This is a genomic window from Moorena sp. SIO2C4, from assembly GCF_010672485.1.
In the GTDB taxonomy this organism is placed as follows: domain Bacteria; phylum Cyanobacteriota; class Cyanobacteriia; order Cyanobacteriales; family Coleofasciculaceae; genus Moorena; species Moorena producens.
In genome coordinates this window covers 1-11013 of the sequence record NZ_JAAHGN010000130.1, presented here as the reverse complement: position 1 = coordinate 11013, position 11013 = coordinate 1, and the positions used below count along the sequence as shown (strand labels likewise).

At 42.1% G+C, this 11013-nt stretch carries 16 protein-coding genes; 5 read left to right on the top strand and 11 right to left on the bottom strand.

The annotated features are described in order from the left end of the window. Positions 1 to 98 precede the first annotated feature (98 nt). The 4 genes from F6K20_RS09805 to F6K20_RS09795 form a co-directional block, all read right to left on the bottom strand. Positions 99 to 551, bottom strand: coding sequence for a hypothetical protein (locus tag F6K20_RS09805; protein WP_008183077.1), 453 nt, complete (start codon positions 549 to 551; stop codon positions 99 to 101). A 199-nt stretch (positions 552 to 750) separates the two neighbouring features. Then, positions 751 to 921 (bottom strand): hypothetical protein, encoded by a 171-nt coding sequence (locus F6K20_RS09800; RefSeq protein ID WP_154659760.1) that lies wholly within the window; start codon positions 919 to 921, stop codon positions 751 to 753. After that, positions 906 to 1124 carry a hypothetical protein gene (locus F6K20_RS40565; RefSeq protein ID WP_502708059.1) on the bottom strand — a complete coding sequence of 73 codons (219 nt, stop codon included), beginning with the start codon at positions 1122 to 1124 and terminating at the stop codon, positions 906 to 908. The genes F6K20_RS09800 and F6K20_RS40565 overlap by 16 nt, the downstream gene beginning before the upstream one ends. After that, positions 1099 to 1272: a hypothetical protein gene (locus tag F6K20_RS09795; protein ID WP_154659761.1), complete on the bottom strand. Its 174-nt coding sequence runs from the start codon at positions 1270 to 1272 to the stop codon at positions 1099 to 1101. Before F6K20_RS09795 ends, F6K20_RS40565 begins: the two co-directional genes overlap by 26 nt. Positions 1273 to 1286: 14 nt before the next feature. Here F6K20_RS09795 and F6K20_RS09790 point away from each other — a divergent pair, with 14 nt between their 5' ends. After that, positions 1287 to 1778 carry an acyl-CoA thioesterase gene (locus F6K20_RS09790; RefSeq protein WP_008183079.1) on the top strand — a complete coding sequence of 164 codons (492 nt, stop codon included), beginning with the start codon at positions 1287 to 1289 and terminating at the stop codon, positions 1776 to 1778. Positions 1779 to 1810: 32 nt separating this feature from the next. Here the strand turns inward: F6K20_RS09790 and F6K20_RS09785 are convergent, their stop codons facing one another. The 4 genes from F6K20_RS09785 to F6K20_RS09770 all read right to left on the bottom strand — a co-directional run bounded on the left by F6K20_RS09785 (position 1811) and on the right by F6K20_RS09770 (position 4885). Further along, positions 1811 to 1975: a hypothetical protein gene (locus F6K20_RS09785; protein WP_154659762.1), complete on the bottom strand. Its 165-nt coding sequence runs from the start codon at positions 1973 to 1975 to the stop codon at positions 1811 to 1813. Between the two features lie 83 nt (positions 1976 to 2058). Beyond that, on the bottom strand, positions 2059 to 2721 hold the full coding sequence (locus tag F6K20_RS09780) for a potassium channel family protein (protein ID WP_008183083.1): 663 nt from the start codon (positions 2719 to 2721) through the stop codon (positions 2059 to 2061). 463 nt (positions 2722 to 3184) lie between these two features. Next, entirely contained in the window at positions 3185 to 3832 is a 648-nt protein-coding gene (gene msrA / locus F6K20_RS09775) for a peptide-methionine (S)-S-oxide reductase MsrA (RefSeq protein ID WP_008183085.1), read from the bottom strand. Positions 3833 to 4288: 456 nt separating this feature from the next. Further along, positions 4289 to 4885: a thermonuclease family protein gene (locus F6K20_RS09770; RefSeq protein WP_287266324.1), complete on the bottom strand. Its 597-nt coding sequence runs from the start codon at positions 4883 to 4885 to the stop codon at positions 4289 to 4291. A gap of 340 nt (positions 4886 to 5225) precedes the next feature. Here F6K20_RS09770 and F6K20_RS09765 point away from each other — a divergent pair, with 340 nt between their 5' ends. Both F6K20_RS09765 and F6K20_RS09760 read left to right on the top strand, forming a co-directional pair. Continuing rightward, the gene (locus F6K20_RS09765) at positions 5226 to 5963 is read left to right on the top strand and encodes a pentapeptide repeat-containing protein (RefSeq protein WP_287294533.1); all 738 of its coding nucleotides are present in this window, start codon (positions 5226 to 5228) and stop codon (positions 5961 to 5963) included. Between the two features lie 29 nt (positions 5964 to 5992). Next, positions 5993 to 6859 carry an SAM-dependent methyltransferase gene (locus F6K20_RS09760; protein ID WP_287266320.1) on the top strand — a complete coding sequence of 289 codons (867 nt, stop codon included), beginning with the start codon at positions 5993 to 5995 and terminating at the stop codon, positions 6857 to 6859. A 24-nt stretch (positions 6860 to 6883) separates the two neighbouring features. On the opposite strand, the gene F6K20_RS09755 is transcribed toward F6K20_RS09760, so the two are convergent. Next, positions 6884 to 9241: an alpha/beta fold hydrolase gene (locus F6K20_RS09755; RefSeq protein WP_287266317.1), complete on the bottom strand. Its 2358-nt coding sequence runs from the start codon at positions 9239 to 9241 to the stop codon at positions 6884 to 6886. A gap of 25 nt (positions 9242 to 9266) precedes the next feature. Between F6K20_RS09755 and F6K20_RS09750 the strand changes: the two genes are divergently transcribed. After that, the gene (locus tag F6K20_RS09750) at positions 9267 to 9527 is read left to right on the top strand and encodes a hypothetical protein (protein WP_229414449.1); all 261 of its coding nucleotides are present in this window, start codon (positions 9267 to 9269) and stop codon (positions 9525 to 9527) included. A gap of 436 nt (positions 9528 to 9963) precedes the next feature. Here F6K20_RS09750 and F6K20_RS09745 read toward each other — a convergent pair whose 3' ends face one another. Continuing rightward, positions 9964 to 10296 (bottom strand): DUF433 domain-containing protein, encoded by a 333-nt coding sequence (locus tag F6K20_RS09745; protein ID WP_287294531.1) that lies wholly within the window; start codon positions 10294 to 10296, stop codon positions 9964 to 9966. Positions 10297 to 10503: 207 nt separating this feature from the next. Next, on the bottom strand, positions 10504 to 10680 hold the full coding sequence (locus F6K20_RS09740) for a hypothetical protein (RefSeq protein ID WP_287294529.1): 177 nt from the start codon (positions 10678 to 10680) through the stop codon (positions 10504 to 10506). A 41-nt stretch (positions 10681 to 10721) separates the two neighbouring features. Between F6K20_RS09740 and F6K20_RS09735 the strand changes: the two genes are divergently transcribed. After that, positions 10722 to 11013 (top strand): hydantoinase/oxoprolinase N-terminal domain-containing protein (locus F6K20_RS09735; RefSeq protein ID WP_287294527.1); only part of this gene is annotated, 292 nt, incomplete at its 3' end.

Genomic DNA, 11013 nt, shown 5'->3' with positions numbered 1-11013 from the left:
TTACTGGTAACTCACTTCAGTAATCCTTTAGACGGCTTGTGGTCTAAAGTAGGCTCCACAACCCCCCAAGACAAATTTTTGGATAGCTTCTAAGCAGCCTACGGGCAATGTACAGCAAGGTGGAAGTTACGATCTACGGCATTTCCACTAGAATTGTTAGTAGCAACCCAAACCCCATTGGTGGTGCCAGCGCGTGTGGCTACAGTAACTTCACCAGATCGTTCAGTGCCAAAGCCTGTAGTACCTAAAGTAGCAGTGTAAGCACACCGACGGACATCCCGGTTGAAAAAGACTTCGTACCGACCGTTCAGAACTTTTCGGGCTCGGCTGGCACCGAATCCGCGACTGAGTGCGCCGTTCCTGGTGACTACAGCAAATACGGTTTTTGCACTGGGGGTGGGGGTAGTGGTTAAAGTAAATTGTTGGTTGCTCGGAGGGGTGGGACGAGGCGCGTTAGTATCTTGTGCTAAGGCTTTGCCTTGAGGAATACCGAGGCTGATTACACCCAAAGATAGAACTACAGACGCAATGGCTACTTTACTACGAAACATGATAAATTTCCTGGTTTGAACCTTGAAGTTTGTAATGTTAATACTGAGGTGTTTCGGTCATTGGCTGACTCGAATTCAACCTCTACTTACATTTCTGAAGCCGATCCAGGATTTACGCAGTGGATTGTTTAATCTTTACAAAACTTAAAAAAAAGCTCTGGTCAAACCTGGCATAAAAAGCCGGAAAATTCCCTAAAACCTAGGATGCTTCAGTAACGCACCCTACTGGTAGCATCAGAAGAAACCCATTAGAAGAAACCATGGCGACCTGTGAGCAGATACCCTGAAAGCGATCGCATGCGATCGCTTTCAGCAGGTGATCAGCTTGGTTACCAAATCGTGACCAGATTACTCCTAACCCTCCCAACACAGGGCTAATATCAAGTCTGGTTGAATACCCATAATTAAGGAGAGAGTGGGGAGGGTGGGAAGTGTGGGAAGTGTGGGAAGTGTGGGGAGATGGGGAGATGGGGAGATGGGGAGATGGGGGAGATTTTGATTAAGGGTAATTATCCCGACATGATATAAGGATAGGTTCTGATTACGATCAGTAGGATGATGGTAAACAGTGATTGACTTTTTGAGACGGACGCGATCGCTTACTTTGATCTGTCAGGATTAGACTTGCCCGAACTAGATCCCAAATCAGCAAAAACTTAGCGCTGATCTGATCTAGCTCTAACAGAATACGATCACCATATACGATCATCATACCAGTCACGATTAAGTTGATCCATGTCAGAAACACCCCAAACCTCAACTCAAGGACAGCTGGACAGTACCATGGCAAGTCATGAGCTAACTGCCACCACAGCCAAATGGTTTGACTATCCAGTGCGAGTCCATCCCCACCACACTGACTATGCTGGTATAGTCTGGCATGGTACCTACATTGGCTGGATGGAGGAAGCGAGGGTGGAGTACTTGCGCTCAATGGGTATGGATTATAGTGATTTTGTCAGGCTAGGATGCGATTTACCAGTAGTAGAACTTTCTTTACGCTATCACCGGGCAATGCCAATGGGCACAGCAGCAGTTGTCAAGACAGCCATCGCCGAAATGAAAGGTTTCCGTATGAAGTGGGATTATAAAATTCAATCCCATGATGGCAAAGAACTTTACCTAACCGGTCGTGTGATTCTAGTAGCCGTTGACCGAGAGCAGGGTAAGATTATGCGCAAATTACCACCAGTGCTAAAGGATTTATTAGATAAGCTTTCTAGTTGAGCCAATCGAACTGAGGTTATTTTACGGTTATTTCACAAAGCAATATCAGCATATTGCCACGCTTGTTGATATTGCTGTTGTACAGTTTCTGCTTCTGCTGTTTTTCCTTGTGCTTGCAAGCTTTGTGCTAAACCATGTAATGACCAACCATTTTCCGGATAAATATCTAAATCATTATGATAAACCCTATACAGCAATTGTACCTGTCCTAACTTCACAATCTTAAAAACATACCCTTGAAAGTCTCCTCCCTCTGACTTATCTGCTTCCCCTGCTCCCTCTAATGCTCTGCTTCTGGGTTATAAATTCCGACCAATCTGCCAATTAATACGGCGGGATACATCACCCCACAAATTCCTTCTAAATTAGTCAGAGCTTTCGCTAGAGGACTGACAGGAGTAATATCCCCATAGCCAACGGTAGTTAAGGTGGTAAAACTGAAATAAAGCAGGTCAAAAGAATTAATTGTTTCTGCTGAATAAGTAAAAGATTTTGGGTTTAATAAATAGATAGTTTCAAAAAACAAAACCCACAGAGTACCAATTAAAAGAAAGACGTTAATACCGCCAACTATGGTATCGATCGTGACTTTGTGACCGCTAAAAATCTTCTCAATCATCAACACAATAGCTAAGAGAAAAAAACCACCATAAATAATATTTGTAGCCACAGCTAGCTTTAAGTTAGAGTATTGATAAATAAACTCGATAAAATCGACTACAAAAGCGAGCAATGAAATGAACAGATAACAATAAAAAAACCTTTTATGTAAATAAAATGTTGTAATTATTACAACTATTGCTCCTAATAAAATTAGGGATAGAATTAAGTCGGCAATTATTGCTTGCGAGAAAAAAGCATAGGCGACAAAAGCCAAAAGCAGCACTAACAAAAGCTGAGTATATTTATTCTTGGCTGAACTCTGTAACTGTTTGAGTCTCATCACTCTCTTGCTCCTTGAAAAAGGATATATAGCAATTCTCATCACAAGTTAGGTACACAGGATTTTTTCCAACTCCCCCCTCCCCGCGCCGGAGCACCCCACTAGCTGTTCTCTGGTCCGAAGATCATTAAAACCCAGGACGAAAGTACTTAAAGCAATTTAGAGCTGTTATATCAATTTAAGAAGATTCCCAGAAACTTAGCGCTATTGACAGTAATTATGTCGGTTTAGCAACTTTAGTTTCGCACCAGGAACTAGTGTAAACTCCACTCACTCTGTAGGGGTGGGTTTAGCTTATGTATCAGCCCAAGACAAACAACCTTGTTACAAACGTTACAAAACCCACCCTTTCCTAGTCAACTGAATTGCTGCATTTAGTCATTAGTCATTTGTAATCCACCAAAGTCTCTTGGTACTTACAAATGACTAATTACTGATGAGTGTTAACCACAGAAGTGATGACTTATGAAATTGCAGGGCAATTCACATTCGTCCCACCTAAACCACAATACCCATTAGGATTTTTAGCCAGGTACTGCTGGTGATAGCCCTCTGCGTAATAAAACTCAGGAGCATCTAGAATCTCTGTGGTAATATTACCATAACCGGCGACCTTCAGAGCTTGCTGATAAGCGTTTTGTGAGGCTTCCGCTAGCTTCTTTTGGTCTTCGGAATAGGTATAAATTCCTGAACGGTACTGAGTACCAGTATCATTGCCTTGGCGCATGCCTTGGGTGGGATTGTGGCTTTCCCAGAAGACTTTCAATAGTGCTTCGTAACTGATTACCTTTGGATCAAATACCACCAGCACCACTTCATTGTGACCGGTCATGGCTGTACAGACCTCTTGATAAGTAGGGTTAGGGGTAATGCCAGCAGCGTAACCTACTGCGGTAGTGAACACTCCCTCTTGTTGCCAGAATCGGCGTTCTGCTCCCCAAAAACATCCCATGCCAAACATCGCCATTTCCAATCCATCAGGATAAGGGGGTTTGAGAGGATTGCCGTTGACGTAGTGACGCTCGGGTACTGGCATGAGTTCTGAGCGTCCGGGTAAGGCTTCCTCAGGAGTAGGCACGGTCAGCTTTTTCTTAAATCCGAAGAGTACCATCAGTTTTGAATCTTAGTTTTGATCACTTACTTAACATTTTGCAACATTTATAGCGTTTGTATATGGGTTGTAAACACACCAATTGCAGGAAAAGGCATGCATGCAAGAGGCAAAAGGCAAGAGGGGAAAGAGCTCCGGAGTTTTATTGGATAAGAAAAAAATACCTCTTAGGTTTACATCTGATTTACAAACCCTATATGAGTAAATTACTCATTCATTAGTGGTAACTACCAATAGACTTTTGGCTGGCTATTGGCTAGCTACTAAGAGACGGTTTATAAAGTAAATCTTAAGACAGCTATAGTCTTGAATATTGGTGGGTTACGGCGGACAGCTCTCTTAAAAGGTGAGCTTTGACAGATATCGCCGCCTAACCCACCCTAGGCAAGGATTTAAGCAAAGTTTAACAAACATTCTCTAAGGACTAAAGACTCAGAGGACTAAACACTCTCCGACTCAGGAGGAGGATTTAGTTTTTGCTAAACTACGGTATTCCCAAGCTGGAACAAACTTAGGGTCTCGCCACAACCCTCGCCGATATCGTTTGGCATTGGCTTCAGCACTATCGACCATTTCCGCACTGGGGCAATCTTTCAGATAGGGGCGATATACCTGTGCTAGCCCTTCTTTTACTAGCACTTCCTGGACAAAGGTGCCATCGGTTAAGCGTACTTCACTGACGCTGCGCCCATAGCGGTCAGTATCAGTTACGGTCAAAACCACCTGATTATCGCTTTGCTTGACTAGTTCCTGAAGTCGCTCCTTGGCTTTATTTCCCCATTTGAATTGACTTTTGTCTACCAATTTGCGGCTTTGCTTCTCTTTTTTGGAATGGGCAATTTCTGGAGCGTCGATACAGGCAAACCGAACTTTGACATCCTTGCCAAACCTGTCAGCGACGAGAATGGTATCCCCGTCAGATACCCGTTTGACAGTGTAATTCCCGATTCCTAACTGGTCTAGAAGGGCGGCACATCCAAAGAGACTCAGGATTAGGACAGAGGCTACTATCGATTTGAAAATGTTTTGGATTAGTTGGCGAGTTGGCTTCATGGTCAATTACTGTTGACGAGTGTACAACAGTTTAGCTAAAAAACTCTATTTGTGCCCTATTCCCTGGTTCGACGTTCCGATCAATCCTACTGTCACATCTGACAGTAAAATACTATATACTATTATATCAATCCGAAGTCAAACCTCAGAGAAATCCGTGTTACTCTGGGTAACCTCTTAGCCATCTTGCGAGACTTCTATGTTTTTCCATACTTCCATTGGTTACATTCCTTAACCATCCGTTGCTCCAACTGACTACTCTCACAACTCCGACAGGGATGGCTATAGATTTGACTCGGTATTAATTCACGCTCTCAAGATTCAATCCTAACTATTCAATATGACTATGGTGCTTAAAACGATAACTCTAGTGTCTTCAACTCTAGTTTATTCTATCTTATGTCTCAGTTTTATAGGGTTGCCCGCTCAAGCCCAATCTAACACTTTTGCTAATTGCGATCTAGGCAATGATTTAAGTGGTCGTGATTTGAGCTTTGGTAATTTTAGTAACTGTAATTGGAGAAGTATTAATTTAAGAGGGGCTAATTTATCAGGGGCTTATCTCAATAGTATTCTACTGAACCCTAAACTTCAATCTTACCAACGACGAGCCACGGAAGAAGTAAGTTCAGATCTGACCAATGCTAATCTCCAGGGAGCAGATTTAACTCTCGCTAATTTAGAACGAGCCATCCTGACAAATGCTAATTTAGTAGATGCTCGTTTATTTGATGCTGACTTAACATCGGCTACATTGGAAAATGCTAAATTAGATAAGGTTTTTGCTCCTGTGGTAATCTTGTATGAGGCTAATTTAAAAGGAGCCACATTAAGTTTAGGGGATTTAACCGGTGCGAGCTTGGCTAGCTCTGATTTAAGTAATACCTATCTGTATAGAACTAAATTAAGTTATGCTGACTTACAAAATGCTAATCTAAGTGGGGCTAATTTAACAGAGGCTAATTTAACAGAGGCTAACTTAACCGGGGCTAATTTGACTGGGGCTAATTTGACTGGGGCTAATTTGTGTAATGCCACGATGCCCGATGGTACAGTATCTCAGCAAGGTTGTCCTTAATTTCATGATCAAGCACTAAATTGTAAATTATGGAAAACGAACTGGCAGCAAAAGGCGAAAAAATCCCAGAAATCAAAAATCATGTCTGTCGTACCGCAGTAGTAATGGCGGCCAAACGCGCTATTGAGTCGAAAAGGGCAGACCGACTTTTTGACGATCCTTTTGCTGCTCAGTTAGTTGGGTCTAAGGAAATACAGTCTTTGATGGATTCTTGGGAAAAACAAGACGGTAAAGACCCGAAATCAAATACCCTTCGCATCCAGTTTGTGGCAGTCCGAACTAAATTTTTTGATGATTTTCTGATATCTGTAATACCAGAGGTACGTCAAATTGTAATTTTAGGGGTTGGGTACGATACTAGGGCATATCGCCTACCCTTACCACCTGAACTATGTATATACGAGATTGATTTACCAGAAATCATGTCTCGGAAAGAAGCAATTCTTAAGGATATTCCATCTAAATGTCATCGCCAGTCCATCGCTACAGATTTGCAAAAACCGTGGGTGCATTTATTAAAAAATCATGGATATAAATCTAATGAACCTACAGTTTGGTTGATGGAAGGTTTATTGATGTATCTGGATAAAAAAGAGATAAATACATTACTGCAAACAATTTCTGATGTCAGTGTCAAAGGGAGTTATTTGGTTGCAGATTTAATAAGTGTAAAGTCGTGGCAAATAGGCTCCAAAACTCAGAAAGGATTAATTAGTAAAAATTGGCGTTTTGGCACAGACCAACCAGAAGAATTATTTGCTGCTCATGGGTGGAATGCGTCAGTTATCCAACCGGTCGAAATAAGAGCAAATTATGGACGTTACTCTGTCCAAATCGCACCCCGTTCAGTACCTGGAAGGCGACGTTCTTTTATGGTGACCGCTAAAAAAGAATGATGAATTCCTAGACTGACTTACATATTACTTATCAATACAATACTCTAGATTTAATAAGACATAGGGAAACAAATTTGTAAACCATCCCCCCCATATTTCTTTAGCTTTTTCGCCTTCAATAAAGGAGTTGACAATACGTTGCCATTGCGGATCACTCTTAGGGAGAATCATGCCATAGAAATCACAGGTCAGTGGCTGATCTGGAGATAAGGTGTACTGGGATGAGGAAAGTCCTTGTCTGGTGACTTCTCCAATTAATAAAATGCCATCGCTGGCAAAGGCATCAATATCGCTATTGACTAATGCTGTGACTCCTTGAGACCTACCTATGTCTCCAGGAAAAACTATTTTATGAGCATTAGGATAGGTTTGGTCAATAAATTTTTCTGTGAGGCTACTGGGAAGTACTCCAATTTTTAAACTGTCAAGGCTTTGGTAACGATTGAAGACTCTCGGTTGTTGAGAATCTACTAAAAAGTGTGTACCAGTAATAAAAAATGGTGTTGAGAATTTTATCGCTTCAATATCACTCCTAATCGTATTAGGTCCACACTCCAAATGTACGGCTTCATCTCGGACAATAGCAAAGCGATTTTCCAAGGTTGATTGAATTGCAACAACTTTTAGTTCTATGGGTTTATTGAGTTGTTGGGCAACTTTGTCTTTTAAGGAATTGAGTAGCTCAAAGCAATACCCTTTCCACTCTCCGTTGGGATCAATGTAGCCAAAGGGAGCAGCATCTTTTCTAATACCAACTTTTATGGTGCCAGTTCGTTTAATTTGCTCTAAAACTGTTTCTGAACGCTTCGGTATTGGCTCAATTGCGATTTGTGGTATTATAGTTTCGGGAGGTTGACTGCCAAAGGATTCCTCTAGTTGTTCTGGAGTTAAAGATTTGACTAAATGTAGCTCTAGAGAATTCTCAGAGAGGACTTGGGCATAGTTGACACTAAGGTAAGGTCGATAGTCTGATAAATCCCGAATATGAGTATTAACAAAAGCTAAGCTTAAGGCTTTTAGGTAAGAAAGTCCGACCTGAGGATTGGAACCAAGTAATTCTTTAGGAAACAGGGCAAAATCGTCGCCCGATGCACCACTAGTGGAGAAGTGGTTGCCATCAACAATCATTGCCAGATATTTTTCTGGGGTATTGAGCCAGATAAAGGGGTGAATCTGTTCTGGGACAGTTGGTGCTACGATGTCGTGGCTACCTGCCATAATCATGACTGGCACTTTAATTTTACCCAAGCTAGCTGGACCAAGGGCTGTGCTGGTAATAGGATTAACAGCGATTACAGCTTTGACCCGTGGATCCTGCAAGTCATAATTAAACGGGGGTAAGCGATTGGCAAGACATTGGAGCAGTACAGATAGATTGAAGGTTGGGTCTTGATCAGGACACACTTGGCGCAGTCTTAAATCATTAATTTCTGCACCTGCTACGGCTAAAGCTGTGTAACCCCCGAAGGAATGACCAATCACACCTACCTGTTCCAGATTCAGCTGATTAGCAAAATTAGGGTCAGATTTAGAGAGGTCTTCCAGCTCATCGAGCACATATCTAATATCTAAGGGTCGTTCAATAAACTCTACGGGATTGATTCCATTGGCTAGTCCCTGTAGTATAGCTTGAGAGTATTCAACATTACTCCCGACGTGTTCAGGAACCGCTACCGCAATGCCATGGGATGCTAAGTGTTCTGCTAAATAGGTGAAATGGTTGCGATCTGAGGCAAAGCCATGGGACATGACTACTAAGGGGGCTGGTTTTCGATTGCCTTGGGGTAAGTACAAAGCAACCTCAAACTTGGTTTCTCCGGATAACCCTAGAGGGGATTGACGGCGGCGACCGGAAAGGGTGATGATTTGCTCTGTGTATTGATAAGAACCTGGTTGTTGTAAGTCTGTTAACTGGGAGACATCAATGGTATTCTCAGCAGCCGCTTCTCGGGTGGCTTGGTTTGCGATCGCATTCACCGCTGCATCTCGATATCGAAATAGGGTAGCTAGCTCTTTTTGGACATCGAAGATATAGTCAGTATCAATCAACATCCCCTCGGTGGGAAACTGGCGCACTATATTAATTATAGTTAGACCCTCGGAGTCAGCTGCTGCCAAAACCAGCGCCCCCCTAAGACTATGTAAACCATTGCGACCAGGGTGGGTTTTGATCATCTTTCCCAAACCTTCTAGAAAGGCTTCTCCCATGGGGGATTTACCTAAGCGGGAGATGGCCACAGGACTGATTTTAATCCGCTTTTGGAGTAGCATCCGAAACTGTTCCAAGGTTTCTGGGTTCAGCATTTGGGCGTAGAACTCAAATTCTTTAGTAATTCTGCCCTCATTGGCGAAAATTTCCAGAGATTCCCGGGAAAGGGACAATTTTAATGGACCATAGTTAAAATAAATGTATTCTGCACTAAGGGCTGGCTTTGGTTTGACTACTGTGGGGAGTATTCCTAAACCAAGGAATAAGCAAGTATATAAAAAACCTAGTAGTTTCTTGGGTTTGGCTTTTGCTTTCACGAGTCTAGTCTTCTCAGTCTTAGGCTTGTTGAGGAGTAAGCATTCAGCTATCAGCCGTCAGCCGTCAGCTAATCAACGGGAGGTAGTAAACAAGTTTAAGGTGCTGGAACGGCTGGTTGAAAATCCCTGCTCGTTTTACTGATCCGACCCCGTACAGTTAAAGCGCCTGCTAGCACCTCAAGTACCGTGGCACAGGCTTCTAGCCTGTGATCCGCTTAAGCTTATAGCTGATAGCTGACGGCTGAATGCTTACGATGAGGAGCATTATAATACAAACAAACAGCAATGTATTGTTGAGACTTCTAGTTATAATAATTCATTAATTCAAGTCATCGGCAAGTGAATAATTTGGTTAGCTATCAGTTATCAGCTATCAGCTATCAGCTATCAGCTATCAGCTATCAGCTATCAGTCATCAGTCATCAGTTGATGCGCTATATGAACCCTACTTGATGTGCTTTTGAATAAAATAAGCTGACCGCTTACTACTGACCACTGAAGGCTGAACGCTGAATGCTTACATAATTTGGTCTTGATATTCCTGATCATAAGAACATTGTGCAATTATAATTAACTTTTCAATTGGCTTTCAACTGGGCTTGTCTTTCTGCTTTGATTTTCCGGAGTCGAGCCACTGCCGGATGAGGATTCAAGGCTTGAGCTTTACGCTGTTGATGTCCCCAATCTAGCCAGTCAGCAATGTATTTACTGACTGTGTCTTTGTTCTGTAGATAATATAGGATTGTGGCATAGACCTCTTCTAAGGTGAGAGTTGAGTAAATTTTGGCAATTTCTTCAGCAGTACGCTCTTTAAATAAATACTCGTACAACACCGTTTCAATCCCAATTCGATGACCTTTAATACGAATGTCATCGGGAGCCAGAAAGTTAAAATATTCTTCTAGTTGCATAATTAATTTTGATGGCGTTAGCGCGTTAAAAACAAATATCAACAAAAAATTGTTTTGAACAGTAAATAGCGATGCATATATTGTAGATAATTATACCAATATTATTATCTATATTTTACCAAAATCAAACAGACATGACCACTAATAGTAAAGGTTTGGGATTGCCATAGGATAACTAATTTTAGTCTAAATTAGAGTCAACTTGGGCTATGTTTGCTCAATCTCAGAAATAATTCCTGGCTCCCATTGAATGACCACTCCCCGATCGGGTGATACCTCGGCTTGGTGGCTCTGGAATCCTAAGTTACTCTGTCTTAAGGGAAAATATAGTTTGCTGGGACGTTGCTGATGGAGACAGGAAACTATTGGGAAATTCTCCGCCATCTTCCCCATCTGTTTAATGTTTTATTAAAAATCGGGCAAATATGACTACTACTTCCACTGGACGCTGGCAATTCTGGATTGATCGAGGTGGTACCTTTACGGATATTGTGGCAAAACGCCCGGATGGCCAGTTGATAATTCATAAGCTGCTTTCGGAAAATCCTGAACGGTACCAAGATGCTGGAGTACAGGGAATTCGAGAGATTTTAGAGATTCCTGTTGATAGGCCGATACCAAGTGATGCCATTGAAGCGATCAAGATGGGAACCACAGTAGCCACCAATGCCTTATTGGAACGGAAAGGCGATCGCACTGTCCTAGTGATTACCAAGA

Excerpts from the sequence above, each read along its gene's own strand:
- F6K20_RS09790 (WP_008183079.1), top strand. The coding sequence starts at position 1,287 with ATGTCAGAAACACCCCAAACCTCAACTCAAGGACAGCTGGACAGTACC.
- msrA (WP_008183085.1), bottom strand. The coding sequence starts at position 3,832 with ATGGTACTCTTCGGATTTAAGAAAAAGCTGACCGTGCCTACTCCTGAG.
- F6K20_RS09780 (WP_008183083.1), bottom strand. The coding sequence starts at position 2,721 with ATGAGACTCAAACAGTTACAGAGTTCAGCCAAGAATAAATATACTCAG.
- F6K20_RS09760 (WP_287266320.1), top strand. The coding sequence starts at position 5,993 with ATGGAAAACGAACTGGCAGCAAAAGGCGAAAAAATCCCAGAAATCAAA.
- F6K20_RS09770 (WP_287266324.1), bottom strand. The coding sequence starts at position 4,885 with ATGAAGCCAACTCGCCAACTAATCCAAAACATTTTCAAATCGATAGTA.
- F6K20_RS09765 (WP_287294533.1), top strand. The coding sequence starts at position 5,226 with ATGACTATGGTGCTTAAAACGATAACTCTAGTGTCTTCAACTCTAGTT.
- F6K20_RS09805 (WP_008183077.1), bottom strand. The coding sequence starts at position 551 with ATGTTTCGTAGTAAAGTAGCCATTGCGTCTGTAGTTCTATCTTTGGGT.
- F6K20_RS09750 (WP_229414449.1), top strand. The coding sequence starts at position 9,267 with ATGTATTCTGCACTAAGGGCTGGCTTTGGTTTGACTACTGTGGGGAGT.
- F6K20_RS09740 (WP_287294529.1), bottom strand. The coding sequence starts at position 10,680 with ATGGCGGAGAATTTCCCAATAGTTTCCTGTCTCCATCAGCAACGTCCC.
- F6K20_RS09745 (WP_287294531.1), bottom strand. The coding sequence starts at position 10,296 with ATGCAACTAGAAGAATATTTTAACTTTCTGGCTCCCGATGACATTCGT.